Source organism: Schinkia azotoformans LMG 9581, from assembly GCF_000307855.1.
In the GTDB taxonomy this organism is placed as follows: Bacteria; Bacillota; Bacilli; order Bacillales; family Bacillaceae_J; genus Schinkia; species Schinkia azotoformans.
This window is the reverse complement of the sequence record NZ_AJLR01000148.1, coordinates 102,874-128,510: the sequence shown is the minus strand read 5'-3', so window position 1 is coordinate 128,510 and position 25,637 is coordinate 102,874. Positions and strand designations below refer to the sequence as shown.

The window sequence follows — 25,637 nt, the reverse complement described above, 5'->3', positions numbered from 1 at the left end:
AAGCGACCGTTCAGTGAAGTTTACGAGTCGCTGGTCGCTGGAGCTGGACATTGAAAAGCGATGCATCATTTTTACGATGCATCGCTTTCATTTTGTCTTTAAAAAAATTATTATTATAATAGTTGGTATAAGTTAACAGAGGAGGTTTTTTTATGATAAATAAAGACCGTATTGTCCAAGAATTTATGGAGCTTGTTCAAGTAGATTCTGAAACAAAATATGAAGCGGAAATCGCAAAAGTATTAACAAAGAAATTTCAAGAGCTTGGGTTAAATGTCGTTGAAAAAGATACTACGGCACAGACAGGGCATGGAGCAGGCAACTTAGTATGCACCCTTCAAGGTACAAAAAACGTTGATACCATTTATTTTACTTCCCATATGGATACTGTTGTCCCTGGAAAAGGTGTAAAACCTTCTATTAAAGGCGACCGTATTGTAACGGATGGGACGACCATTTTAGGTGCGGATGATAAGGCTGGTTTAGCAGCAATGCTTGAAGCCATTAAAGTATTAAAAGAACAAAATATTGAACATGGAACAATTGAATTTGTCATTACTGTTGGTGAAGAATCAGGGCTTGTAGGAGCGAAAGCACTCGATCCCGCTTTAATGACTGCGAAATTTGGCTATGCATTGGATAGCGATGGGGACGTTGGCAATATCGTTGTTGCTGCACCAACGCAAGCGAAAATAAAAACCGTCATTAAAGGGAAAACAGCTCATGCTGGTGTTGCTCCGGAAAAAGGCGTTTCCGCAATCATAATTGCTGCTAAATCGATTGCTAAAATGCCTTTAGGGAGAATCGATGAAGAGACTACTGCTAATATTGGCAGATTTGAGGGTGGAAGCCAAACGAATATCGTCTGCGATTATGTTGAAATATTAGCAGAAGCACGTTCCTTAATCGATGAAAAAATGCATGCTCAGGTTGCCAAAATGAAAGAAGCATTTGAAACAACGGCAAAGGAAATGGGTGGGGAAGCAATTGTCGACGTTGAAGTCATGTATCCTGGATTTAAATACGGTGACGGTGACCATGTTGTTGAATTAGCCAAAAAAGCGATTACAAATATTGGCCGCACACCAAAGCTTGAACATTCAGGAGGGGGCAGTGATGCCAATGTCTTTGTAGGACATGGGATCCCTACTGTAAATCTTGCTGTCGGCTACGAGGATATTCATACGACAAATGAAAAAATGAGGATTGAAGAATTAGTAAAGACGGCTGAACTTGTAGTGTCCATTATTAAAGAAGTAGCAAATGGATAACTTTTATCCCAAAAAAGGCCGGGTCATTCTTCATGTCGATATGAACAGCTTTTATGCATCGGTTGAAATGGCTTATAATCCCTCGTTAAAAGGAAAGCCACTGGCAGTGGCTGGTAATCCTGAGGAACGGCGCGGAATCATCGTTACTTGCAGTTATGAAGCAAGGGCGAAAGGTGTTAAAACAACAATGCCGCTTTGGGAAGCAAAAAAGCTATGCCCGGAGCTGATTGTTTTGCCGCCTGATTTTGAAAAATATCGAAAAGCTTCTATTTCGATGTTTCAAATTCTTGCAAAATATAGTTCCCTCATTCAACCTGTATCGATTGATGAAGGGTATATGGATATTACAGAGTGTATAAACTTAGGTTCGCCGATTGAAATAGCGAAAAAAATCCAAGCAGAAATTTTAGCTGAATTACAGTTGCCTTGCAGTATTGGAATTGCACCGAATAAATTTCTTGCCAAAACGGCTTCAGGTATGAAGAAGCCGCTTGGCATCACGATTTTACGAAAACGAGACGTCCCATCCAAGCTTTGGCCGTTAAAGGTTGAAAATATGCATGGGATCGGCAGACGAACGGCTGAGAAGTTGAACAAAATTGGGATCACGACCATTGGTGAACTCGCTAAAGCGAATGACTATCAATTAAAACAGCTGTTAGGGATTAATGGGATTCGTTTAAAAGCAAGAGCGAACGGAGAGGACTTCCGCCCGGTTGATCCTGATGCGGTTTCTGAGTTTAAGAGTATCGGGAATTCAACAACGTTAAAGGCTGATACGACGGATGAAGAAGAGATCAAAGGGGTTTTAAACCGTTTAGCCGGATCTGTTGAGCGAAGAATGCAACGACATCATGTTGTTTCCTGGAATATCCAAATTACAATTCGCTATTATAACCGTGAAACAGTGACAAGAAGTCGTAAGCTAAAATATGCGATTCATGCAAAAGAAGATATTTTTAATGCTGCATGGTATTTATTTAAAAAGCATTGGTCGGAGGAACCGATTCGCTTGCTGGGGATTACGGCACAGGACCTCGAAGAAAAGAATGATTCAACAAAGCAGCTTAATCTTTTTACATTTGAAGAAGAAGCGAAGGACGAACCTTTAATTAATACAATGGAAAAGCTTAAGGACAAGTATGGGGATGACATTATCGTGAAAGGTTTAACAAAACCACCTCAAACTAGTACCCCGACAACAAGCTTTCAAAAGGATTTTTTACAAGATTATAAGTGGAGAAAGGAGGAGTGATGAATTTGGAGTTAACATTTTTGGGCACGGGCGCGGGTGTCCCTGCGAAGGAACGAAATGTATCGGCGATCGCGTTCGACCTCGCGCAGGAAAGAGGAACAACCTGGCTGTTCGATTGTGGGGAAGCAACCCAGCACCAAATTTTACATACAACGATTAAACCACGTAAAATTGAAAAAATATTTATTACCCATTTACATGGTGATCATGTTTTTGGTCTACCTGGTCTGTTAGGCAGTCGATCATTTCAAGATGGGACATCCTTATTAACGATTTATGGGCCAAGGGGAATTAAGGAATATGTGGAAGTATCTCTACGCATAAGTGCTACCCATTTAAAATATCCAATTGAAATTGTTGAGATTGAAGATGGGGTTATTTTTGAGGATCATCAATTCATCGTTACAGCAGGAAAGCTGGAACACGGAATCACAAGCTACGGCTATCGTATTGTTGAAAAGGATCTAAAAGGAGCACTCGAAGTAGATAAACTGAAAAAGCTGGGAATTTCACCTGGTCCAATTTATCAAAAGATAAAAGCTGGCGGGGAAATATTATTAGAAGATGGAACGAAAATCAATGGTGTGGATTTCGTTGGTCCGGATAAACCTGGTAGAAAGCTTGCGATTTTAGGGGATACACGCTTCAATCAAAAAGCGATAGAGCTTGCAGATGATGTGGATTTGCTTGTGCATGAAGCTACCTTTGGGAAAGAGGATGAAGCGATTGCTTATGATTATTTCCATTCAACGACGATCGGCGCAGCTCGGGTTGCCAAGGAAGCAAAGGCCAAAGCGCTCGTTTTAACTCATATTAGTTCCCGGTACCAAGGAAATGACATAGATGCCTTATTAGAAGAGGCCCAGGAAGTATTTTCAAATGTTAGTATTGCTCATGATTTTTATAAGCTTCAAGTTAATAGAAAACAGACGGAAGGGGAATTTCTATAATGACTACAGCACTTTTTTCTTCATTTACAATTAAAAATACGACGTTCAAAAATAGAATTGTCATGTCACCGATGTGTATGTATTCCTCACATATGGAAGATGGAAAGGTGCAAAACTTTCACATCACCCATTATACTAGTCGAGCTATTGGACAAGTGGGGCTAATCATCGTTGAGGCAACGGCAGTTACAGCGCAAGGTAGAATTTCAAAGCATGACCTCGGAATTTGGGAGGATGAACAGATTGAAGGATTAAAAACAATTGTTGACCGCTGTCATGAACATGGAGCAAAGGTAGGAATCCAATTACAGCATGCTGGCAGAAAAGCAACTGTGGATGGTGAAATTTTGGCTCCTTCAGCTATTCCTTTTAATGAGAAAATAAAAACACCAAAGGAAATGACTGAAGCAGATATTAAAGATACGATTACAGCCTTTCAAGCGGCCGCCCGCCGTGTGAAACAGGCAGGCTTTGATGCAATCGAAATTCATGCGGCTCACGGATATTTACTTCATGAATTCCTTTCACCGTTAACTAATAAAAGGAACGATGAATATGGGTCATCACCGGAAAATCGTTATCGTCTCTTAAAGGAAGTAATCGAAGCGGTGAAACAAGAATGGGATGGACCTTTATTTGTTCGAATTTCAGCTTCAGATTATCATCCCGAAGGTTTAACAGTTGAAAACTATTACGAATATGCGAAGGAAATGAAAAAACAGGGCGTTGATTTAATAGATTGCAGTTCCGGTGGCTTAATACCGGATGCAAAAATTGACGTGTATCCGGGGTATCAAGTGCAATTTGCGGATAAAATAAAAAGCAATATAGGGATCTATACAGGTGCTGTTGGTTTAATTACATCCAGTCTTCATGCTGAAGAAATATTAAAAAGTGGTAGAGCAGATCTTGTTTTTTTGGCAAGGGAACTTTTAAGAAATCCATATTGGCCTTATGTTGCAGCAAAACAATTAAATGCTCCACTTGAAGCACCAAAACAATATGACAGAGGCTGGCTTTAAACTATAAGCTTGTCTCTTTTTTTTGCACAGCAAAAGATTGAATATTTTCTATATTATTAACACACCAATGAAACAGATTAAAATAATCGTAAAAAAATAAATGTGATTCACTTTCCAGCCATCACCAATTGTTTTGTAAGCGGTTCATCCGCGCGATTACTATTGTAATAAAATTAAATCCGGAATTTAATTGTTAAAAGGTACCATTTTTAAACAACTATTTAATTCTGTTATAATACAAAACAAACACTGTAACATATGTAAATAATAACAAAAAACACTGTCATATTAAGCTATTTTTGGAATATGATATTAGTGTATCATAAATTTTTTCGAAAAAGGTGTAACATTAATCACGGAAATCATGTATAATAAAATATATAATCAATCTAGTAATCATTTTAGTGATTTTTCCTGAGGGGGGAAATAGTAATGTCAATTTTACCTAAGAAGAATGAATTAGGCTTCTTTGAAATACGACTAGAATCTATTGGAGGACTAGGTGCAAACCTAGCTGGAAAAATGTTAGCAGAGGCTGGCGTCCTTGGATTAGGATTAAATGGATCAAACTTTTCATCCTATGGTTCAGAGAAAAAAGGATCACCAGTAAAAAGCTTCATCCGTTATTGCGATGCGGATACAGAAATTCGTGACCACAGTCCGATCATGCAGCCGCATGTTGTTGGTGTGTTCCATGAGGCTTTATATAAAACAATCGACGTAGTTAGCGGATTACATGCGGATGGTATTGTGCTTGTAAACTCAACTCGTGATTTTGATGATGTAAAAAAAGATTTAAAACTTGAATATGGAACGCTTGCTATTGTAGATGGGTTAGGAATAGCCGTTGAAGAAAAGACGAAAGTAAACACGGCGATGTTAGGTGCATTATTCCGTATTTGTGATTTCTTAGACCCTGAGGCTATGAAAGCCGTTATTCGTAGAACTTTTGAAAAGAAATATCCGCATCTAGTTGAGCCCAATATCCGTACATTTGAACGTGGATATGAGAGTGTTCAATTTAAAGAGTATAAGGTTCCAGAAGGTGCTGAAGGTAAAGCATATAAAATGCCGGAACCAATGTTGGGGTATGAAACACAATTAATCGGTGGTATTATCACAGCACAAGCAAATAGTATTTTCAAAGATTTAAGTGGTTCACGTCAAGGATTCTTACCAGAATTCAAAATGGAAAAATGTATTAACTGTGCACAATGTGATACAGTTTGTCCTGATTTCTGCTTCGTTTGGGAAGAAGAGGAGGACAAGCGTGGTCGTAAGCAAATGTTCTTAAAAGGGATCGATTATCAATATTGTAAAGGCTGCCTAAAATGTGTTGAGGCTTGTCCTACTGAAGCATTACTTGATATGCGTGAAGCACTTGGCTATGCCGATGATCATCGTGTAGCGCAACGTTTTCCTAGAGTACTAGAAGGGGTGATGTAAGATGGCAATGATCGAAAAAGAATTGCAAAATGCAAATAATAAAAAGTGCGAACAAATCACAACATTTGAATCTGGTAATGAAATGGCTGCGATGGCTGCAGCACAAATAAATTATCATTTAATGGGTTACTTCCCAATAACACCATCAACAGAGGTTGCACAATTCTTGGACCAAATGAAGGCGCGCGGTGAACATGACATTAAATTAATCGCTGCCGATGGTGAACATGGTTCAGCTGGTATTTGTTACGGTGCTGCTGTTGCCGGTGCCCGTGTATTTAACGCGACTAGTGCGAACGGATTTATGTACATGCTTGAGCAGCTTCCAGTTCAATCAGGTACACGTTTTCCAATGGTTATGAATCTAGTAACTCGTGCAATTAGTGGTCCATTAGATATCCGTGGTGACCATTCAGACTTATACTTTGGTTTGAATATTGGCTGGGTTATTTTAACAGCTCCTACACCACAAGCAGTTTATGATATGAATATCATGGCGCTTAAAATTGCTGAACACTCAGATGTACGTCTACCCGTTATTGTTGCTTATGATGGCTTCTTTACATCACACCAAAAACGTAAAGTGGACTATTTTGCGGATCGTAAAGTAGTTCAACAATTCGTTGGTGAGCGTCCAACAGAATATCCTGTTGTCGTTGACCCACGTAACCCGGTTACAATTGGTGCTCATATGGACGGCCATGATTTAATGAACAATAATTATCAGCAGTCTGAAGCTTTATACAGAGCCTATGATGTTTACAAGCAAGTGGCTGAAGAATATGCAGCACTTTCTGGACGTAAATATGAAGTATTAAATACGTATAAAATGGAAGATGCAGAAGTAGCATTATTCCTTATCAACTCAGCAGCAGAAACTGCAAAAGACGCAGTTGACAGACTACGTGCTAAAGGTATCAAAGCTGGTGTTGTTAGCCCGAATATTATTCGTCCATTCCCAGCTGACGAACTTCGCAAAGCACTTAAAAATGTGAAGGCGTTACTAGTTGGTGAACGCGCTGATTCATATGGTGGTAATGGTGCGAACATGACTCATGAAATTAAGTCTGCACTTCAAGATGATAAAGAAAATAAAACAATTGTACTAAGCCGTGTATATGGTATTGGTGGTAAAGACTTCTTTACAGATGAAGCAATCCAAATGTATGAATTAGCAATCGATGCTATGGAAAAAGGCTATGCTGAAAAGCCATTTGACTATTTTGGTGTTAACCCGGGAAAGCCAGAAAATAAGATGAAACCTGCGATCAAACCAATGCATGGTGATGATTTCAAAACTGGTTTAATCGAAGTTACACCAGATCCTGAAACAAATAAATTAAAAGTAAAAATTCCGCCATTACGTCAATTGACAACTAAGCCTAAGCGTCTAGGATCAGGTCATGGAGCATGCCCAGGTTGCGGTATCTTCCCAGGACTTGAACTATTCTTCAAAGGTATTGAAGGCGACGTTATTACATTATTCCAAACTGGCTGTGGCTATGTTACAACAACAGGCTATCCGTATACTTCACACAAACAGCCAATGATGCACAACCTGTTCCAAAATGGTCCTGCGACATTATCAGGAACAGTAGAAGCATTCTATGAAATGAGACGCCGTGGTGAAATTGAATTTGATGATGATGTAACATTTGTTATGATTACTGGTGACGGCGGTATGGATATCGGTATGGGTTCAGCGATTGGTACTGCTAACCGTAATCATAAGCTTATTATTCTAGAATATGATAACGAAGGTTACATGAACACTGGTTCTCAGATGTCATACTCAACACCATTCGGTCACATGACAAGTACAACAAACGTTGGTAAAACACAACAAGGTAAAGCGTTCCACCATAAGGATACTGCTCAAATTATGGCAGCAACAAACATTCCTTATATCTTCACTGGTACTGAGGCATTCCCTCAAGACTTAGTGAAAAAAGCAGCTAAAGCACAATGGTATGCACAAAACGAAGGAATGGCTTACGGTAAGATTTTAATTACTTGTCCATTAAACTGGAAATCAGAAGACCGTTATGGCGGTACAATTATGGAAGCAGCCGTTAACTGTAACTTCTTCCCTCTTTATGAGATGGAACGTGGTGAAACTACGATCACTTACAATCCAGAGGATAAAGGTAAAACAGTTGAGCTTTCTGAATGGTTAAAATACATGGGTAAAACAAAGCATTTATTAAAACCTGAAAATGCTGACATGTATAAAGAATTCGAGCGCGAAATTGATCGTCGCTGGAATCGCCTAAAAGCAAGACACGAAAACCCATATCTATAAGAACAAAAAATCGCCCCAAAAATAAATTTGGGGCGATTTTTTCCTACATGACAATTCCTCCATCAACATGAAGAACGGTACCATTTACGTAGGAGGCTTCATCTGAGGCTAGGTATAAATAAGCGTTAGCGATATCCTCCGGTTTTCCGAGCCGTTTTAGTGGTATTTGTTGAATGATTTTTTGGATTACTTTTTCCGGGACTTGTTGCGTCATACTTGTATCGCAAAATCCTGGAGCAACAGCGTTTACAGTAATCCCTTTTCCACCTAATTCTTTTGCCCATGTTCTTGTCATCCCAAGCACACCAGCTTTAGCGGCAGCATAATTGGTTTGACCAAAATTCCCGTACACGCCGGAAACAGAGGATGTATTAATAATCCTTCCTGAGCCGTTTTCAAGCATGGATGGTATAACTGCCTTTGTACAGTTGAATACTCCTGTTAAATTTACATTAATAACCTTTTGCCATGATTCCTCAGTAAGCTTCGTTAAAAGGCCATCACTTGTAATCCCAGCATTATTTATAAGGATATCAATTTTCCCGAAGCGATTTAAAGTTGTTTGAACCATGTTTTGTGTGCTTTCATGGTTGGCAACATCAACCTTAACATATAGGGCGGTCCCACTTTGATCAAGAACCTCCTGTACAACCTTCTGCCCTTCTTCTTCATTAAAATCTGCAATGACAACCTTGGCTCCTTCAGCTGCAAAGCGATGGACGGTTTTTCTGCCAATGCCATTTGCCCCACCGGTTACAATGGCCACCTTATCATTTAATCTCACATATCTCTCCCCCTGCTCTAAGAAGTAAAATATCAAGTGCGCCTTGGCGTGTTTGCGCCCAGAGTTTTTCGAGCTTGCTCGAAAAACTACCTCTAATACCATTATATTATCAGTGTAGTAAAAATGTTTTTGTCTATACTTATCTGTATTAAAAATATATCTGTAAAATTCACATATCTGCGAAGTTAATAAAAAAACCGCACTTATGGCGGAATATTATTTCATATTAAATATCTTGCCAAGCAGTTTATCAAGAAAGCCAGGAAAAATATGATAAAAAATACTGGCAGTGTTCATCCATTTAGGAAGGTTTAGTTCCCGTTTCGGATGAATCATTAATTTGACAATTTGTTCTGCTACAAAATCGGATTTCAGCATAAATTTTTTTGCATTTTTAAGATAATTTCCCGATTTGTCAGCTATGCTGAAAAAGTTAGTTTCGATCGGTCCGGGATTTACTGCTGAAATAATAATATTAGTTTGAAACAGCTCTAATCTGAGACTATTGGTAAACCCTAAGACCGCATGCTTGGTTGCTGAATACCCACTTGATTTCGCGCTTCCAACTTTCCCTGCTTGGGAGGCAATATTGATAATATGACCACTATTGTTGTCAAGCATAGAAGGGATGACTTCCTTTGTACAGGCAATTAAGCCTAATACATTCACTTCGAACATTCGCCTAATTTCATCGATATTTGCTTCCTGTAATGATTCAAATATTCCAAAACCGGCGTTATTCAATAGGATGTCGATTTGACCAACTTCTTCATATATCTTATTAAAAACGGCCTTTACTTGTTCAAAATCACTGACATCAAGTGTATAATAAATACATTCCTTTTCTGTTTTTTGTTTAATTATTTCACAGATTTCCTTTAATTTTTCAGTAGATCTTGCTAAAAGTATTGGCCGAGCTCCAAGTTCCGCTGACAAGATCGCTACTTTTTCTCCAATACCGGAAGATGCACCAGTAATGACAATGTTTTTGTTTAATAGTTTTTTCTCCATATTCCCTCCGCATAACATCTTGTTCTGTAACTATATTATCATAATAGTGGAAAAATTAAACAGAACACAGCTCTTGACATAAGTATTTATAACATGCATAATATTTTAAAAAGTATAAAAAAATGGAACTGGCGTTGACAGGGATCAGTAGAGTATGTAATCGCAAAAGAGAGTGAAGTTCAAAGGCTGAGAGACTTCACAGCAGGATGCAATTTGAACCTACCCTTGAGCCATTAGGGAAACCTAATCGTCTTGCTCACGATACGAGCATTGAGAGGATAATAAGAAAAGTGTAGCAGATATAAACGTATTTTTCTTATTGTCAATGAAGGTGGTACCGCGGATTTAAGACCTTTCCGTCCTTTTTATAAAAGGATAGAAAGGTCTTTTTTAATTGAATTTTTACGGGAGGGAACATAAATGAATAAAAAATTAACTTACGCCTTTATTGGTGCAGGTTCAATGGCAGAGGCAATGGTGTCTGGGATGTTAAACAGCGAACTATTTGAAAAGGAGCAACTGATCGTAACAAACCGTTCAAATAAAGAAAGATTAGATTATTTCAAAGAGCAATACGGAGTGGTCGTAACACATGATCAAGGGGAAGCGATTAAAAATGCCGGCGTGATTATTTTGGCGATGAAGCCAAAGGATGTAACGACAGCGCTGGAAGGAATTAAGCCTTTCGTTTCCGAAAAACAAATGTTAATTTCAGTGATTGCTGGTGTCTCAACAAAAAGCATGGAAGAATTATTAGGGTTGAATATCGCAATTATTCGGGCAATGCCAAACACTTCAGCGACCATTGGTTATTCAGCCACAGCAATATCTAAGGGTACCTATGCTGATGATTTGCATGAAACGATTGCAGAAACTTTGTTTTTAACAATTGGAACGGTGTCAAAGGTTAATGAAGAGGATCTTCATGCGGTAACAGGTCTTTCAGGAAGCGGACCGGCTTATGTGTATTATCTAGTTGAAGCAATGGAAAAAGCTGCTGTAGATTTAGGTTTAGCAAAAGATGTGAGCAAAGAGCTGATTCTACAAACGATTATTGGAGCAGCTGAAATGTTAAAATCATCTCCGAAGCATCCATCAACACTTAGAAAAGAAATAATGAGTGCAGGGGGAACAACAGAAGCCGGTTTAAAGGTACTAGAGCAATATAAATATCAAGAAGCGATGATCCAATGTATCGAACGCGCCGCAGCCCGCTCAGCGGAAATGGGAATTGAAATAGAAAATAAAATGAATGAAACAATCGCAAAAAGTGCGAGTGCCTAAGTTATGAACACCCACTAATCCATGTTTAAAGGTTAGTGGGTATTTTTTAGTTGAAATAAGAACATACATTCTTTATAATATAAAACAGAACATAGGTTCTTTTTTATGTGGAGGGATGCGCATGATTTCTTATTCAACAGTTCCGCACCATGAAATTTTGTGTATAGATATGAAAAGCTTTTTTGCAAGCTGTGCTGCCGTGCAGCTTGGATTAGATCCAGTAACATGTTATTTGGCGGTAATTGGAGATACGGACCGGGAAGGAAGCATTGTCCTTGCTTCCTCTCCCAAAATGAAATCTGAGTTTGGAATTAAAACAGGGAACCGCTTGTTTGAAATTCCCAATGATCCTCGTATAAAAATTGTAAATACCAAGATGGGAACGTTTTTAAAAACATCAACTGAGATTACGAAACTTTTTAATCAGTTTGTGCCAAAGGAATGCATCCATATGTACAGCATTGATGAAAGCTTTTTGAAAATAGATGGGACAGAACGATTATGGGGAAGTACGCAGGAAACAGCCGAAAAGATAAGAGAAGCAATTAAACAACAATTTAATTTGCCGTGTGCAATCGGCATTGGTCCAAACATGCTGCTTTCGAAGCTTTGTTTAGATCTTGAAGCGAAAAAGTCCGGAATTGCAAAATGGACATATGAGGATGTGAAAACAAAGCTTTGGAATATTAGTCCCTTAAGTAAAATGTGGGGAATCGGCTCCCGCTTAGAGCGTACATTAAATCGAATGGGGATTATGACTGTAGGGCAGCTTGCCAATTATCCTCTGGCCTTGCTTGAAAAAAAGTTTGGGATTATGGGAAATCAGCTGTATTATCATGCCCATGGCATTGATTTTTCGGAACTAGGAGCACCCGTTATTCAGGGGCAGCTCAGCTTTGGTAAGGGTCAAATATTAATGCGGGACTATGAAGATCCAAAAGAAGTAAAGCATGTGATATTAGAGATGTGTGAAGAGGTGGCAAGACGAGCTCGAAATGCCAAAAAATGCGGCAAGACCATCAGCTTAAGTATAGGGAATAGCAAGGATGAAGGCGGCGGTGGTTTCCAGCGCTCAAGAACGATACCTGAACCAACGAATATTACAATGGATATTTACCGAACGTGCGTACAATTATTCGACGAAAATTTCAATAACAGCACAGTACGTCAAATTTCGATAACATTATCCAATGTTTGTGATGATGAACAGCTTCAGCTTAGTTTATTTGAAGAAAACAAAGTGAAGGAACGAGAACTAGGATATGTGATGGATGCCATCCGTAAAAAGCATGGTCCGAATGCGATTTTGCGTGCAGTTTCTTATACAAAAGCGGGAACATCACGCCATCGTAATAAGCTTGTAGGTGGACATAGGGCGTAAAAAAAGTGACGATAATTGTTGGAATTTTGCGAAAGAAATTCTTTTTAAAAAAAAGGAGAATATCCCCCTGATTGCGAAAATTATAGATGAGATGTACATACATAAGATGTACTAAGGACAAGGGGGAAATTAGGTTGACATTAAAAGACGTTGTAATTGTAAGTGCAGTAAGAACAGGAATTGGCAGTTTTGCGGGAAGCTTGAAGGATATTTCTGCTCCTAAGCTTGGAGCAATCGTAATTAAAGAGGCGTTAAAGCGTGCAGATGTACAAGCTGATCAAGTCGATGAGGTCATTATGGGAAATGTTCTGCAAGCGGGCTTAGGACAAAATCCAGCGAGACAAGCTTCGATTTTTGCTGAATTACCGCAAGAAACAGCAGCAATGACAATTAACAAAGTATGCGGCTCAGGATTAAAAGCTGTTCACTTAGCTACACAAGCAATTATGGTTGGCGACGCTGATATTGTTGTCGCTGGTGGATTCGAAAATATGAGTCAAGCACCGTATTTATTAAAGAATGCCCGTGATGGCTACCGCATGGGCGATCAAAAAGTTGTCGACAGCATGATCAATGACGGATTATGGTGTGCATTTAATGATTACCATATGGGTGTGACTGCTGAAAACCTATGTGAAAAATATGGAATCACTCGTGAAGAACAAGATGAATTCTCTGCAAGAAGCCAACAAAGAGCTGCAGCAGCGATTGAAGCAGGAAAATTTAAAGACGAGATCGTACCAGTTGAAATTCCACAACGTAAAGGTGAGCCTGTTATTTTTGACACAGACGAATATGTAAAAGCTGGTACAACAGCTGAAAAATTAGGGAAACTTCGTCCAGCTTTCAAAAAAGATGGATCAGTTACTGCTGGAAACGCATCAGGTATTAATGACGGGGCAGCTGCATTTGTATTAATGTGCCGTGAAAAAGCTGAAAGCCTTGGTATTAAGCCGCTTGTAGTCATCCGCGGTAATGCAAGTGCTGGTGTAGACCCAAGCATTATGGGAATTGGACCAGTACAAGCTGTTAAAAAAGTGCTTGAGAAGACAGGTCTTGGATTAGGCGACATTAACTTAATTGAAGCTAATGAAGCGTTTGCTGCACAATCACTTGCTGTTGACCGTGAGCTTCAATTTAACAAAGATATCTTAAATGTAAATGGTGGAGCAATTGCTCTTGGACACCCAATCGGAGCAAGCGGTGCACGAATTCTAGTAAGTTTAATTCATGAATTAAAGCGCCGCGGCGACCGTTACGGCTTAGCAACATTATGCATCGGCGGCGGCCAAGGTGTAGCTACAATCATTGAGAATGTAGAATAATCTGCTTAAGCCATGATATAATTTGTCCTAGAGGTGATAATCATGGCAAAAAAGAAAGTGCAAAATCAAAAGCAAAAAAATCAAAAAAATGAACAACAAGATAAGATTAGTATACTTGATCATTTAGATCAAAATGTATTTGCGAAGTTAAAAGAAAAACAATCAGAATTAAAAATGGAAGCAAAGAAACAGCAAGAATTAGAGGAAGAGCAAAAACGGCTAGAGCGGAAACAACGCGAAAAAAATAAGTCGTTTGAAGATCTTTTTAATGAAAGTAACCTAGATTGGAAAAAGTTTAAATAAAAAAGACGGGAGCCCCGTCTTTTTTATTTCTAGATGTCTAGCTTCAGCGCCCAGCGACTCGTAAACTTCTCTAAACGGGCACTTCCGCTTTTCTATTTAAGAATATCGTGGTCAACGTAGCGCTCACCGTTTAATTCACTAATAATGTTGATGGCAACTTTAGCACCGTCACCAGCAGTGATGATTGTGTGCATGCTCACGCCCGCAACCGTACCAGCAGCCCAAACACCGTCCACATTTGTTTTACCTTGTGCATCGACTTCAATTATAGATTTAACACGTGGCTCTGTACCGGGAACAGTCTTGATGCCGGATTTTTCAGCAACATCTACAAGCATACCGGTTGCTAAGATTACATGTGTACCTTCATATTTTTGATTTTCTGTTTCTACAGTTACACCAGAATCAGATTTCACAATGTTTACAACGGTATCAGTGATAATTTCAGCACCAAATTTAGCTGCCTGTTGTTTTCCAACCTCCACAAGATCTGGTCCTGAAATTTCCTTTACACCATAGTGGTTTTCCATCCAAGCACGTTTAGTAATACTTTTGTCATTATCAATAATTAATGTTTTTTTGCCTGATTTTGCTGCAAATAATGCTGCACTACCTCCAGCAGGTCCTGCTCCGACAACAATAATATCATACATATTCAAATTCCTCCTTTTGGTAATTTATAATTGTTATTAATTAGTATTTTAAATTAAATAATTTTTAATGTAAAATAAAAAGTCCTATTCTTTCATAAAAAAAAGCTGTCCCAAAAGACAGCCATTTATCTTAGACTTTTTGAACATTTGTTGCTTGCGGACCGCGCTGTCCATTTTCAATTTCGAAGGTTACTTCTTGACCTTCATCCAATGTTTTAAAGCCTTCTCCCTGTATAGCAGAAAAGTGAACGAATACATCCTCGCCACCTTCACGTTCTATAAATCCGAAGCCTTTCTCACTGTTAAACCATTTTACTTTACCATGTTCCATTTTTTTGTTGCCTCCTAAATTGTAAGAAATAAAAAGTGCAAAAATACACTTGCCTTCTTATTATGTCCAGTAAATTTTTTTTAAAACCATTAAAAGATAGTTTTCGAATATTGTCTTAGAAACACTCATAGAAATGTATATTGAATGATTATTTAAAAATGAGAGGGTGTGTTTTTGATGGACATAGTTGTAAGACAAGGTGACTCCTATTGGAAATACAGTCAATTGTTCCAGCTACCTCTCCAACTTATTCTTGATTCCAACCGTGAAATTCCTGCTAATCAACTTCACATTGGTCAAACGATAAAAATTCCCGGATTTGTCGTTACAAATTATCAAATAAGAGCTGGAGATACATTATGGGCGATTGCCCAAAGACGAAATTTATCATTAGAAAGCCTACTTTTAGTCAATCCGAATATAAACCCCGGGGCACTTCGGATTGGTCAAACGGTAAGAGTGCCATTACGAATTATTTGGCGGGTTGTCGAAGGGCGGCAAAATTACAGTTATGATTTAATGATGGAAAATCTAGTTCGCTTGAAGAGCATTTATCCTTTTATCACCATCCCATCCATTGGTCGTACAGTACTTAACCGGGCTATTCCTGAAGTCAACATCGGCGGAGGAAATAAAAAGGTTCATTATAATGCTTCTTTTCATGCGAATGAATGGATTACAACTCCTGTAGTCATGACGTTTTTAAATGATTACTTATTAGCCTTGACAAATCAAACGCCAATCCGCGGTTTATATATGTTGCCGTATTATCAACAGGTTTCCCTTTCCATTGTACCGATGGTGAATCCGGATGGTGTAAATTTAGTGTTAAATGGTCCACCAAGTGAGGAGCCTTGGAGAAGCAGGGTTGTAGAGATAAACAGAGGTAGCCGTAACTTTTCCGGATGGAAGGCCAATATTCGTGGTGTCGATTTAAATGATCAATTTCCGGCCAAATGGGAGATTGAAAAAGAAAGACGGGAGCAAGCGCCTGCACCAAGGGATTTTCCAGGAGAAAAACCATTATCAGAGCCGGAATCAATTGCCATGGCAGAATTAACACGAAGAAAGAACTTTAACCGTGTATTAGCTTTCCATACCCAAGGGGAAGTTATTTATTGGGGCTTTGAAAACCTGGAACCTCCTGAAGCTGAGACTATTGTCAATGAATTTGCCAGAGTAAGTGGATATACACCAGTGCGAACCGTTGACAGTTATGCTGGATATAAAGATTGGTTTATTCAAGATTGGCGTCGGCCAGGTTTTACGGTTGAACTCGGGTCCGGTGTAAACCCGCTTCCACTCTCCCAATTTAATGAAATTTATGAAGAAACGCTCGGAATTTTTTTAGCTGGATTATATATGTAAAAAAAATCATGTTTCCTTTTAAAACGAAGTGCTACACTACTGATATGGGTAGGTAGCATTTTTTTTGAAAGGAGCATTGCACAAATGAGAAAAATACCTTCGATTATTGTAATCATAGCTTTATTTTTTTTAATAACGGCTTTTTCAGCTAATGAGGAACAGATGTATTCCGGTACAATTGAGGGAGAAGAAATCCCGATTTTAGCTGAAGTAACAGGACCTGTACAAGCCTTTTTAGCGGATGAGGGTGATACAGTAACAAAAGGACAATCATTGGTTCAAATTGATGACCGCTTAATAAGAGCGCAAATGAAGGAAGCTAAAGCGGGTGTTCAAGCGGCAAAAGCGGCTCTTGATGAGGTAAAAGCGGGTACTCGTAATCAAGAAATTAAAAAAACATTATCGCTGCTTGAGCAAAATGATGTGAAGATTGATAGCGTAAATATACAGTTATCAAAATTAAATGATTTGTTAATTCAAAGAAAAGCAAATATCGATCAAATAAAAGCACAGCTTAAATCCGCAGAAGAAACAGAATTATTTTATAAAGACCAATTGATAAAAATTGAAAAATTATATAAAAATGGAGCGGCTTCCGAAAACGAACTAAAAGTGCAGGAAGAACAGGTAAATAAGGCTGCATCATCTGTAAATCAACTTAAAGCAAAGCTTAAGGAAGTAGAATCTTTATATGATATGGCCAAAAAAGATCAAAGCACATACGAAAACCAAATTAAAGAACTGCAAGCTAATAGTAAACTACAACAGGCCCAGCTTAGTCTTCAACAGGAAGGGGCGACAAACCATACAATTTTAAAATTGGCCAGCCAACTCGACCAAGCGGAAGCAAAACAAGAGCAAATTCAAATTCAGCTTGATAAAACAAACGTTATGGCACCAATCGATGGTGTCGTCTTAAGAAGAAATATTTCAGTAGGTGAAGTTGTCACGGCTAATTTTCAAATGTACACTTTGCTGGATCAAAATAAACTTAAAGTTAAGGTTTATGTTCCTGAAACGAGATTGAATGAAGTAGAGCTTAACGGCAAAACTGAAATTTTCGTCGATGCGTACCCGGATAAAGCTTTTAGCGGGAAAATTACATATATTTCAAGCTCTGCCGAATTTACTCCTAAAAATGTGCAAACACCAGAGGAACGAACAAAAATGGTGTTTGAAGTCATTGTCGAGCCGACAGAAGGATATGAGCAACTAAAACCAGGCATGCCGGCCGATATACGCTTCCTTAACAAGGAGACGGGAAAATGATAATGGCCATTACATGTGAAAACTTAACAAAAAAATTCGGGAATTTGGTGGCTGTTGATAATATTTCAATGAGTATTCCGAAGGGGTCGATCTACGGATTTTTAGGACCAAATGGTTCTGGCAAATCAACTACGATTCGAATGCTATGTGGCCTGATGGATCCGACGTCTGGAAGTGGAACCGTTTTAGGGTATGATATCCGGAAGGATTCTGAAAAAATAAAACACCATATTGGCTATATGTCGCAAAAGTTCAGTTTATATGAAGAGCTGACCGTATCTGAAAATCTTGATTTTTATGCAGGTATTTACGGACTGGACCCATCAAAAGCACTTCACCGGAAAAAAGAGTTAGTCGAAATGGCAGGCTTAACAGGAAGAGAAAAACAACTGGCTGGAAAATTATCGGGAGGTTGGAAGCAGCGCTTGGCTTTATCATGTGCCTTGCTCCATGAACCGGAAGTGTTGATATTAGATGAACCAACCGCGGGAGTTGATCCTGTTTCAAGACGAATTTTCTGGGATGTCATCCATCAGCTTTCAGAACAAGGAATCACGATATTAGTCAGCACCCATTATATGGATGAGGCAGAAACCTGTGATTATATTAGCTTTATATTTTTTGGGCGATTACTCGGAAATGGTACACCACAAGAGCTCAAAGATCATTATCACGTAGATAATTTAGAGGATGTTTTTATTCAATTTGTGACGAATGCCGAGTCGGGAAGTGAAAGCGATGGATGAGAGAAAAGAGCGTAAGCTGAATACTACTTTTTCATTTTTAAGATTTCGTTCGATCTTTATAAAAGAGTTTATCCAAATTCGTCGTGACCCTCCTAGCTTAGCTATTGCGATTGCAATGCCCTTAATGATGCTCTTATTATTTGGCTACGCGGTCAATACGGATATTGACCATCTGCCCACTGTCGTTTGGGACCAGGATAATAGTGAAGCAAGCCGTGATTTAGTTCAAAGCTTTGCTAATACTCAATATTTTGATATAGATTGGATTGTCTATAGCGGTGACGAGATCCAAGCTTTAATTGATGATGGCAAAGCCAAGACAGGGATTGTGATTCCACCGGATTATAGTTCCAAGCTAGATCGGCATGAAACCACTTCTGTTCAATTGTTGATCGATGGTACAGATCCAAATGCTGCAAGAATTGCCTTAAGCAATGCCCAGCTCTTAACCCAGCATGAATCACTGGCGATTCAAGAACAACTTATGGAAAAAAGGGGGCTTAGTAATATTGAACAGCCGATCGAAATATTACCGCGGGTTTTATATAACCCGAATATGGAGAGTTTGATCTTTAATATCCCAGCTCTTATCGGCTTAATCATGCAAAATGTGACGGCTATTTTAACCGCTTTTGCCCTCGTCCGTGAAAAAGAAAGAGGAACGATGGAACAGCTCGTTGTAACACCAATCCGGCCGGTAGAATTAATGCTCGGCAAACTGCTTCCCTATGTCTTTATTGGGATATTTTCTTTTACAATCGTATTAGTAACGGGTGTCGGTTGGTTTGGGGTGCCGGTGAAAGGCAGCATTACCCTATTGATCGCTCTTAGTTTTTTATTTTTGATTACAACATTGGCCGTTGGAATGTTGATTTCTACTGTTGCCAAGACACAGCTTCAGGCGATGCAAATGTCATTTGCCTTTATATTGCCAAGTGTTTTGTTGTCAGGCTTTATGTTCCCACGAGAAACAATGCCTGTTTTCATTCAGTGGATTGGAGGTATAATCCCGTTAACTTATTTTTTAGAAATATTACGAGGGATATTCTTAAAAGAAAGTACACTTGCCTCCTTATGGCAGGAAACTGTGATTCTTTCCGTTTTTGCCTTCCTAATCTGTTTACTGGCAACATTAAAATTTAAAAAGAAAATTGAGTAAAAGACTGTCTTTATGGCAGTTTTTTATTTTTTTGAGGAAACAGTAAATAATATTGCGAGCGTTTTGGCATCTTATTGGTAGAAGTAGAAACGATCGTATACGTATGATTATTTTTTTCAATCAATTCATTTACGGAAGTAAAATGCTGGCTATATTCTTTTAGCATGGCTCGAATTTCTTTTACTTTTCCTACCATTTTAAAGCTGTTGTTTTGAACATAGATCTTCATAAATAGGTCTCCTTTTCACGGTCTAGCTCCAGTCCTGTCGTGCGCTGAACGGGCGCTTTTGCTTTTCTTTTGGTATGGTAGACTTTATGATAGATTGATGAGAAGTAGAACAAGGAGTTGCAAAAATATGGAACATTTAAGAGAAAAAACATTATCATCTACAGAAATTTACAATGGTAATATTATTAAGGTTAGTTTGGATGAGGTCGAGCTCCCTAATGGGCATACAAGTAAACGAGAAATTGTAAGGCACCCCGGAGCTGTTGCGATTATTGCGTTAACAGATGAAAAAAAACTGCTATTAGTTCGCCAATATCGAAAACCGCTTGATATGATTATTTATGAAATTCCGGCGGGAAAACTTGAGCCGGGAGAAAAACCATTTGACTGCGCCCGGCGTGAATTGGAGGAGGAAACGGGTTATAAGTCGGACTCTATTAAGCATATTCAATCTTTCTATACTTCACCAGGTTTTGCAGATGAAATCGTTCATGTCTACTATACAGATCGGTTAGAAAAGCTAGAAAATTCCGCGGGTTTGGACGATGATGAATTCCTAGATTTGCTAGAGGTTACCCTTGATGAGGCCGGGACATTAATAGAAGAGAATAAAATATATGATGCTAAGACTGTTTACGCCGTTCAATATTTACAGTTGAAGCAAAGTCAGGGATTATTATGAAGCAATTTTTCGTAGACCTTCATATCCATATTGGGCGAACAAAAACTGGACGGCCCGTAAAAATTACGGGGGCGAAGTCTTTAACAATTGAAAATATTTTATATGAAGCCTCTTTTATAAAAGGAATGGATATGATCGGGGTGATTGATTGTCATGTTCCGGAGGTTCTACAGGAATTAAAGGTCTTAATAGAAGAGGAAAAAGTAGTTGAAGAAGAAGGAGGCGGCCTTCGTTTTTCAAATGTTACTTTAATTTTAGGCTCAGAGATAGAAGTTTATGATGAGACTTGCCATGGACCCATTCATGTGTTGGCGTTTTTCCCAACCTTAGCTATTATGGAGACATTTAGTGGTTGGTTACAAGAGCGGATGAAAAATATCACACTAAGTACACAGCGCATCTATGAAACAGGGCGGAATCTTCAAGAAAAAGTGAAGCAGTTAGGCGGTCTGTTTATTCCGGCTCATGTTTTTACACCGTTCAAAAGTCTATATGGTGTAGGTGTAAACGTATCACTTACGGAAATATTAGACCCGAAATTAATAGATGCAGTGGAACTTGGGCTTAGTTCCAATACCGAAATGGCCGATCAATTAATGGAACTCCATCAGTTTACGTTTTTATCTAATTCTGATGCCCATTCATTAGGGAAAATTGCTAGAGAGTACCAAGCCATTCGAATGGATCGCCCTACTTTTTCTGAATTAAAACTGGCTCTAGCGAATAAACAGGACCGGAAAATTTTTGCGAACTACGGACTGGACCCAAGGCTCGGTAAATATCATCGAACGACATGTGCGAAATGCTTGACACGATTAGAGGACAACTGGGAATGCTGTCCAGCCTGTGGACATAAAGGAATGACAAAAGGGGTATACGAACGTTTACTTGAGCTAAAAATGGTACAGGAAAAAGAGCAGGGACATTTGGTAGAGAAAATAAAAATAGAAGAACGTCCTCCCTATATCCATCAAGTCCCATTGGATTTTATCCCAAAGCTTGGACCGAAAACGTTGGAAAAACTGCGCGACCATTTTGGGACAGAAATGAATATTATTCATTTTGTTCCTAAAGAAGAGCTGCAAAAAATCGTAAGCTCATGTATTGCTGAGATGATTTTGCAGGCAAGAAAAGGGGAGTTATCAGTAACAGCTGGCGGTGGTGGACGCTACGGAAAAATAAGGATAGAATGAATGCTCAAAAAATAGAGTCATAGAATTCCCAAAACCTCATAGAATACAGTAAAGCTCTACTTATTGTTTTTTGAGGGGGATTTTTTATGAACCGCACATTAAAATCAGTCGTTATGAATCATTTTCGAGAAAACTCATCGATCTATTTATTTACGACTGTCTTATTATTAATAGGAGTCATTTTTGGGGCGATCATCGTGAACAGCTTAAGCTATTCACAAAAGGAGGACCTATACTATTACTTAAGCCGCTTCTTCGGACAAGTATCACATGGTGAATTTGCCAATGCCTCATTAATGTTTAAACAAAGCTTTATTCACTATGCCAAGTACGTTGGATTAATGTGGATTTTAGGCTTATCCATTATCGGTTTGCCAATCATATTAATTTTACTGTTCTTAAAAGGAATTGTCGTTGGTTTTACAGTTGGTTTCTTAGTGAATCAAATGGGCTGGTACGGATTTTTATTATCCTTTGTTTCGGTTATGCCGCAAAATTTGATTTTAGTTCCAGGGTTTATTTTTATCGCAACGGCTGCCATTTCCTTTTCAATTAGGATGATCCGGAAGCAGTTTGTTAAAAAGGTAAATGAACCAATATTCCCTTATTTTGTACGGTATTCCTTTGTTATGGCCGGCATTTTATTAATCATCAGTGTAGCCTCCTCTTTTGAAGCCTATGTTTCTCCAATTCTAATGAAAAATGTGATCGATGTCATTTATAATTAGATTGATTTTCTGATCAATTTAGAATAATTTTAATAAGGGAATTAAATTAACCTTTAGAATTTAGTATAATTCTAATTTGACACCCTTTTCGTATATCGACTATAATGATAATTGAGAACGAGGGAGGGGTCTTCTATGGAATCTTCTATGGAAAAAAGAATAGAAAGAATAAAAAAGCAGCTGCATTCTCAAAGTTATAAATTGACACCACAACGTGAAGCAACCGTCCGGGTCTTATTAGAGCATGAAGAAGATCATCTTAGTGCTGAAGATGTTTACCTCCTCGTGAAAGAAAAATATCCTGAAATAGGATTAGCGACAGTATATCGTACGTTGGAGTTACTAACAGAATTAAAAATAGTGGATAAAATTAATTTTGGAGACGGAGTTGCCCGTTATGATTTAAGAAAAGAGGGTGCTGCCCATTTCCACCATCACTTAGTATGCATGGAATGCGGTGCTGTGGATGAAGTTCAAGAGGATTTATTAGGTGAAGTTGAAAAAATAATTGAAAAAGATTGGAATTTTAAAATCAAAGATCACCGTCTTACCTTCCATGGTGTATGTCATCGCTGCCATGGGAAAGAAGCGAAAGAAAAATACAAAAACCTTGCCTTTGAATAGAAGGCAGGTTATTTTTTTATGGTATAATGTATTAATATACGTAAAGGGCTAGAAAAGATAAGGATGACTATAAATGACGAATCATGATAATACAAAAAAGAAATCCCATATCCCGTTTCGTTTGAACTTTTTATTTTTCTCAGTTTTTCTCCTGTTTTCGATAGTTATTTTGAGACTGGGAGTTGTTCAAATTGTTAATGGAGAGGAATATACAAAAGAGCTTGAAAGAACAGAGAATATAATTGTCGAAAATCCAGTTCCGCGCGGGAAAATTTATGACCGTAAGTGGAGAACGATTGTTGATAATGAGCCAGTAAATGCGATTGTATATTCTCGCATGCCCGGTACTTCACATGAAGAAAGATTGAAAGTCGCGACTCAATTAGCAAAATATATTGAAATGCCTATCAATGATATTTCAGAAAAGGATGAACGTGATTTAAAGGATTATTGGCTGATTAAGTTCCCTGAAAAAGCAAAAGAAAAGTATACCGAAAAGGAATTCAAGGAGCTTGAGGATAATGAACTGTATAAATTACAACTCAAACGGATAACAAAAGAGGACATATCCGTTTTTACTCCAGAGGAGCTTGAAGTTTTCAAAATCAAACGGGAATTAGACCGTGGCTATGATCTCACCTTAAATATTGTCAAGGACCATGTTTCCCAAACGGAATTTGCGGTTGTTAGTGAGCATTTAAGTGAACTCCCTGGAATCGATATTATGACAAACTGGGATCGGAAATATAATTATGGCACGACCTTTCAAACCATTTTAGGAAATGTAACCCAAGGCCTCCCAGCTGAAAAAATAGACTATTATTTAGCACGGGATTACAGCCGGAATGATAGAATCGGGGCAAGTTATATTGAACAACAATATGAGGATGTTTTAAGAGGAAGTAAAGAAAAGGTTAAGTTCATTAAAGATAAAAGCGGCAATATCCTTGACACAGAGGTTGTGTCAGAAGGCGAACGCGGCCAAGACCTTATTTTGACCCTTGATATGGAGCTTCAAAAGAAGGTTGAACAAATTATTGAAGAAGAATTAATGAAAGCGAAAAAGACGGTCGGCAACTATTTGATGGACCGTGCTTTCGTTGTCATGATGAATCCGAAAACTGGTGAGATTCTTTCATTAGCGGGTAAGCAGCTCGTTACTAATAACGGGAAACTCGAAGTTCAAGATTTTGCAATCGGAACAATGACAAGTCAATACGAAATGGGCTCTGCTGTAAAGGGGGCTACGATCCTAACGGGCTACCAAACAGGTGCGATCAAGCCTGGCACTTTTCTGTATGATGAACCGCTTCAAATTAAGGGAACGAAATTAACAGGATCTTATACAAGAATGGGTTCCATCAATGATTTAACAGCATTAAAGAAATCTTCAAACGTTTATATGTTTAAAACTACAATCAATATGGCAAATGCTGTATACCGTTACAATGAACCATTAAATATTCAACCAAAATATTTTGATATGATGCGCTATTATTTCAGCCAATTTGGCTTAGGAGTAAAAACAGGTATTGATTTGCCAAATGAGGCGAGTGGTTATATCGGAAAAGAAACTAGGCCGGGTTTGTTGCTATTTATGAGTATTGGGCAGTATGATTCCTATACACCACTACAAATGGCGCAATATGTGTCAACAATAGCTAACGGCGGTTACAGGATGAAGCCGATTATCGTGAAAGAAATCAGAAAGCCAACCAATGATACAGAAATGGGTAATGTGCAATACGAATTTAAACCAGATGTGTTAAATAAAGTGGATATGGATGAAAAATATGTGAAGCGTGTGCAGGAAGGTTTCCGTCAAGTGTATCAAGAGTCCGGTGGGACGGCCTATGCCTACTTTGGTAATGCACCATACAGTCCCGCGGGAAAAACGGGTACAGCGCAGAGTCAATATTACGGGCCAAAAAGAGAATATTATGGAGCAAGTACGTATAATTTGAGCTTAGTCGGCTATGCTCCATTCGATAATCCAGAGGTCGCTTTCTCCGTTGTAGTTCCATGGGTAAGCTCTGATAAACATCCGATTAATAAATATATTGGCCGTCGTATAATGGATGCTTATTTTGAACTGAAGAAATCAGAAGCGACACCGTCAACTGAAGATCAACAGACAGGGAATGATACATCCGGAAATACAACTGCGAATACGAACACAGAAGCAGAAAATATTCAACAATAATAAACTTGGTCTTGACGTTTCATTACCTAATTGGTATGATATCTTACAAATTCATATTTGGTTAAAACTATGAAGGACAATAGTAGCTGAACAATCTCTTTTTAGCGAGCAAGGGATG

24 protein-coding genes and 1 other annotated feature (1 of these 25 running past the window's edge) are annotated in these 25,637 nt (G+C 38.5%); of the genes, 19 read left to right on the top strand and 5 right to left on the bottom strand.

Annotated elements, in window-relative coordinates; all coding sequences use genetic code 11:
* The first annotated feature begins 152 nt into the window (after nucleotides 1-152).
* From BAZO_RS18865 to BAZO_RS18840, 6 genes are all read left to right on the top strand, one after another.
* The gene (locus BAZO_RS18865) at nucleotides 153-1,271 is read left to right on the top strand and encodes a M20/M25/M40 family metallo-hydrolase (RefSeq protein ID WP_003333052.1); all 1,119 of its coding nucleotides are present in this window, start codon (nucleotides 153-155) and stop codon (nucleotides 1,269-1,271) included.
* Nucleotides 1,264-2,526, top strand: a complete 1,263-nt coding sequence (locus BAZO_RS18860; RefSeq protein ID WP_003333051.1) for a DNA polymerase IV — start codon at nucleotides 1,264-1,266, stop codon at nucleotides 2,524-2,526. Before BAZO_RS18865 ends, BAZO_RS18860 begins: the two co-directional genes overlap by 8 nt.
* Before the next feature lie 5 nt (nucleotides 2,527-2,531).
* Nucleotides 2,532-3,476 (top strand): ribonuclease Z, encoded by a 945-nt coding sequence (rnz, locus tag BAZO_RS18855; RefSeq protein WP_039957776.1) that lies wholly within the window; start codon nucleotides 2,532-2,534, stop codon nucleotides 3,474-3,476.
* Entirely contained in the window at nucleotides 3,476-4,498 is a 1,023-nt protein-coding gene (namA, locus tag BAZO_RS18850) for an NADPH dehydrogenase NamA (protein WP_003333049.1), read from the top strand. Before rnz ends, namA begins: the two co-directional genes overlap by 1 nt.
* A 432-nt stretch (nucleotides 4,499-4,930) precedes the next feature.
* Nucleotides 4,931-5,944, top strand: a complete 1,014-nt coding sequence (locus tag BAZO_RS18845) for a 2-oxoacid:acceptor oxidoreductase family protein (RefSeq protein ID WP_003333048.1) — start codon at nucleotides 4,931-4,933, stop codon at nucleotides 5,942-5,944.
* 1 nt (nucleotide 5,945) lies between these two features.
* A complete protein-coding gene (locus BAZO_RS18840; protein ID WP_003333047.1) occupies nucleotides 5,946-8,246 on the top strand; it encodes a thiamine pyrophosphate-dependent enzyme in 2,301 nt (766 codons plus the stop codon).
* 43 nt (nucleotides 8,247-8,289) lie between these two features.
* Here BAZO_RS18840 and fabG read toward each other — a convergent pair whose 3' ends face one another.
* Entirely contained in the window at nucleotides 8,290-9,030 is a 741-nt protein-coding gene (gene fabG / locus BAZO_RS18835) for a 3-oxoacyl-ACP reductase FabG (RefSeq protein WP_003333046.1), read from the bottom strand.
* Between the two features lie 216 nt (nucleotides 9,031-9,246).
* A complete protein-coding gene (locus tag BAZO_RS18830; RefSeq protein ID WP_003333045.1) occupies nucleotides 9,247-10,041 on the bottom strand; it encodes an SDR family NAD(P)-dependent oxidoreductase in 795 nt (264 codons plus the stop codon).
* A gap of 420 nt (nucleotides 10,042-10,461) precedes the next feature.
* Here BAZO_RS18830 and proI point away from each other — a divergent pair, with 420 nt between their 5' ends.
* The 4 genes from proI (at nucleotide 10,462) to BAZO_RS18810 (ending at nucleotide 14,334) form a co-directional block, all read left to right on the top strand.
* Nucleotides 10,462-11,325, top strand: a complete 864-nt coding sequence (gene proI / locus BAZO_RS18825) for a pyrroline-5-carboxylate reductase ProI (RefSeq protein ID WP_003333043.1) — start codon at nucleotides 10,462-10,464, stop codon at nucleotides 11,323-11,325.
* Between the two features lie 121 nt (nucleotides 11,326-11,446).
* A complete protein-coding gene (locus tag BAZO_RS18820) occupies nucleotides 11,447-12,706 on the top strand; it encodes a Y-family DNA polymerase (RefSeq protein ID WP_003333042.1) in 1,260 nt (419 codons plus the stop codon).
* Nucleotides 12,707-12,840: 134 nt separating this feature from the next.
* A complete protein-coding gene (locus BAZO_RS18815; protein WP_003333041.1) occupies nucleotides 12,841-14,031 on the top strand; it encodes an acetyl-CoA C-acetyltransferase in 1,191 nt (396 codons plus the stop codon).
* 42 nt (nucleotides 14,032-14,073) lie between these two features.
* Entirely contained in the window at nucleotides 14,074-14,334 is a 261-nt protein-coding gene (locus BAZO_RS18810) for a YqkE family protein (RefSeq protein ID WP_003333040.1), read from the top strand.
* Nucleotides 14,335-14,426: 92 nt separating this feature from the next.
* Here the strand turns inward: BAZO_RS18810 and BAZO_RS18805 are convergent, their stop codons facing one another.
* Together BAZO_RS18805 and BAZO_RS18800 are read right to left on the bottom strand one after the other, a co-directional pair.
* Nucleotides 14,427-14,987 (bottom strand): FAD-dependent oxidoreductase, encoded by a 561-nt coding sequence (locus BAZO_RS18805; protein WP_003333039.1) that lies wholly within the window; start codon nucleotides 14,985-14,987, stop codon nucleotides 14,427-14,429.
* A 130-nt stretch (nucleotides 14,988-15,117) separates the two neighbouring features.
* The gene (locus tag BAZO_RS18800) at nucleotides 15,118-15,318 is read right to left on the bottom strand and encodes a cold-shock protein (RefSeq protein WP_003333038.1); all 201 of its coding nucleotides are present in this window, start codon (nucleotides 15,316-15,318) and stop codon (nucleotides 15,118-15,120) included.
* Nucleotides 15,319-15,495: 177 nt separating this feature from the next.
* Here BAZO_RS18800 and BAZO_RS18795 point away from each other — a divergent pair, with 177 nt between their 5' ends.
* The 4 genes from BAZO_RS18795 (at nucleotide 15,496) to BAZO_RS18780 (ending at nucleotide 19,860) form a co-directional block, all read left to right on the top strand.
* Nucleotides 15,496-16,686: a M14 family metallopeptidase gene (locus BAZO_RS18795; RefSeq protein ID WP_003333037.1), complete on the top strand. Its 1,191-nt coding sequence runs from the start codon at nucleotides 15,496-15,498 to the stop codon at nucleotides 16,684-16,686.
* A gap of 84 nt (nucleotides 16,687-16,770) precedes the next feature.
* Entirely contained in the window at nucleotides 16,771-17,955 is a 1,185-nt protein-coding gene (locus tag BAZO_RS18790) for an HlyD family secretion protein (RefSeq protein WP_003333036.1), read from the top strand.
* Nucleotides 17,952-18,701 carry an ABC transporter ATP-binding protein gene (locus BAZO_RS18785; RefSeq protein ID WP_003333035.1) on the top strand — a complete coding sequence of 250 codons (750 nt, stop codon included), beginning with the start codon at nucleotides 17,952-17,954 and terminating at the stop codon, nucleotides 18,699-18,701. Before BAZO_RS18790 ends, BAZO_RS18785 begins: the two co-directional genes overlap by 4 nt.
* Nucleotides 18,694-19,860, top strand: coding sequence for an ABC transporter permease (locus BAZO_RS18780; protein WP_003333034.1), 1,167 nt, complete (start codon nucleotides 18,694-18,696; stop codon nucleotides 19,858-19,860). The genes BAZO_RS18785 and BAZO_RS18780 overlap by 8 nt, the downstream gene beginning before the upstream one ends.
* 10 nt (nucleotides 19,861-19,870) lie before the next feature.
* Here BAZO_RS18780 and mciZ read toward each other — a convergent pair whose 3' ends face one another.
* Nucleotides 19,871-20,089: a Z-ring formation inhibitor MciZ gene (mciZ, locus tag BAZO_RS18775; RefSeq protein ID WP_003333033.1), complete on the bottom strand. Its 219-nt coding sequence runs from the start codon at nucleotides 20,087-20,089 to the stop codon at nucleotides 19,871-19,873.
* 127 nt (nucleotides 20,090-20,216) lie between these two features.
* On the opposite strand from mciZ, the gene BAZO_RS18770 reads away from it, so the two are divergent.
* The 5 genes from BAZO_RS18770 (at nucleotide 20,217) to BAZO_RS18750 (ending at nucleotide 25,519) form a co-directional block, all read left to right on the top strand.
* Complete coding sequence (locus tag BAZO_RS18770) at nucleotides 20,217-20,771, top strand: NUDIX hydrolase (RefSeq protein ID WP_003333032.1); 555 nt, start codon at nucleotides 20,217-20,219, stop codon at nucleotides 20,769-20,771.
* Nucleotides 20,768-21,964, top strand: a complete 1,197-nt coding sequence (locus tag BAZO_RS18765; protein WP_003333031.1) for an endonuclease Q family protein — start codon at nucleotides 20,768-20,770, stop codon at nucleotides 21,962-21,964. The genes BAZO_RS18770 and BAZO_RS18765 overlap by 4 nt, the downstream gene beginning before the upstream one ends.
* An 86-nt stretch (nucleotides 21,965-22,050) precedes the next feature.
* The gene (spoIIM, locus tag BAZO_RS18760; RefSeq protein ID WP_003333030.1) at nucleotides 22,051-22,692 is read left to right on the top strand and encodes a stage II sporulation protein M; all 642 of its coding nucleotides are present in this window, start codon (nucleotides 22,051-22,053) and stop codon (nucleotides 22,690-22,692) included.
* 147 nt (nucleotides 22,693-22,839) lie between these two features.
* Complete coding sequence (gene fur / locus BAZO_RS18755) at nucleotides 22,840-23,316, top strand: ferric iron uptake transcriptional regulator (protein WP_035197008.1); 477 nt, start codon at nucleotides 22,840-22,842, stop codon at nucleotides 23,314-23,316.
* 73 nt (nucleotides 23,317-23,389) lie between these two features.
* Nucleotides 23,390-25,519 carry a peptidoglycan D,D-transpeptidase FtsI family protein gene (locus BAZO_RS18750; RefSeq protein WP_003333028.1) on the top strand — a complete coding sequence of 710 codons (2,130 nt, stop codon included), beginning with the start codon at nucleotides 23,390-23,392 and terminating at the stop codon, nucleotides 25,517-25,519.
* A gap of 60 nt (nucleotides 25,520-25,579) precedes the next feature.
* Nucleotides 25,580-25,637, top strand: a binding site (T-box leader) (it continues 138 nt past the right edge of the window).

Bases quoted from the DNA above. Each gene is read 5' to 3' on its own strand.
- BAZO_RS18860 (WP_003333051.1), top strand. From the start codon at position 1,264: ATGGATAACTTTTATCCCAAAAAAGGCCGGGTCATTCTTCATGTCGAT.
- mciZ (WP_003333033.1), bottom strand. From the start codon at position 20,089: ATGAAGATCTATGTTCAAAACAACAGCTTTAAAATGGTAGGAAAAGTA.
- BAZO_RS18805 (WP_003333039.1), bottom strand. From the start codon at position 14,987: ATGTATGATATTATTGTTGTCGGAGCAGGACCTGCTGGAGGTAGTGCA.
- BAZO_RS18790 (WP_003333036.1), top strand. From the start codon at position 16,771: ATGAGAAAAATACCTTCGATTATTGTAATCATAGCTTTATTTTTTTTA.
- BAZO_RS18780 (WP_003333034.1), top strand. From the start codon at position 18,694: ATGGATGAGAGAAAAGAGCGTAAGCTGAATACTACTTTTTCATTTTTA.
- BAZO_RS18865 (WP_003333052.1), top strand. From the start codon at position 153: ATGATAAATAAAGACCGTATTGTCCAAGAATTTATGGAGCTTGTTCAA.
- BAZO_RS18750 (WP_003333028.1), top strand. From the start codon at position 23,390: ATGACGAATCATGATAATACAAAAAAGAAATCCCATATCCCGTTTCGT.
- fur (WP_035197008.1), top strand. From the start codon at position 22,840: ATGGAAAAAAGAATAGAAAGAATAAAAAAGCAGCTGCATTCTCAAAGT.
- BAZO_RS18810 (WP_003333040.1), top strand. From the start codon at position 14,074: ATGGCAAAAAAGAAAGTGCAAAATCAAAAGCAAAAAAATCAAAAAAAT.
- BAZO_RS18820 (WP_003333042.1), top strand. From the start codon at position 11,447: ATGATTTCTTATTCAACAGTTCCGCACCATGAAATTTTGTGTATAGAT.
- spoIIM (WP_003333030.1), top strand. From the start codon at position 22,051: ATGAACCGCACATTAAAATCAGTCGTTATGAATCATTTTCGAGAAAAC.
- BAZO_RS18800 (WP_003333038.1), bottom strand. From the start codon at position 15,318: ATGGAACATGGTAAAGTAAAATGGTTTAACAGTGAGAAAGGCTTCGGA.
- BAZO_RS18840 (WP_003333047.1), top strand. From the start codon at position 5,946: ATGGCAATGATCGAAAAAGAATTGCAAAATGCAAATAATAAAAAGTGC.
- BAZO_RS18765 (WP_003333031.1), top strand. From the start codon at position 20,768: ATGAAGCAATTTTTCGTAGACCTTCATATCCATATTGGGCGAACAAAA.
- BAZO_RS18770 (WP_003333032.1), top strand. From the start codon at position 20,217: ATGGAACATTTAAGAGAAAAAACATTATCATCTACAGAAATTTACAAT.
- namA (WP_003333049.1), top strand. From the start codon at position 3,476: ATGACTACAGCACTTTTTTCTTCATTTACAATTAAAAATACGACGTTC.
- BAZO_RS18830 (WP_003333045.1), bottom strand. From the start codon at position 10,041: ATGGAGAAAAAACTATTAAACAAAAACATTGTCATTACTGGTGCATCT.
- BAZO_RS18785 (WP_003333035.1), top strand. From the start codon at position 17,952: ATGATAATGGCCATTACATGTGAAAACTTAACAAAAAAATTCGGGAAT.
- proI (WP_003333043.1), top strand. From the start codon at position 10,462: ATGAATAAAAAATTAACTTACGCCTTTATTGGTGCAGGTTCAATGGCA.
- BAZO_RS18795 (WP_003333037.1), top strand. From the start codon at position 15,496: ATGGACATAGTTGTAAGACAAGGTGACTCCTATTGGAAATACAGTCAA.
- BAZO_RS18845 (WP_003333048.1), top strand. From the start codon at position 4,931: ATGTCAATTTTACCTAAGAAGAATGAATTAGGCTTCTTTGAAATACGA.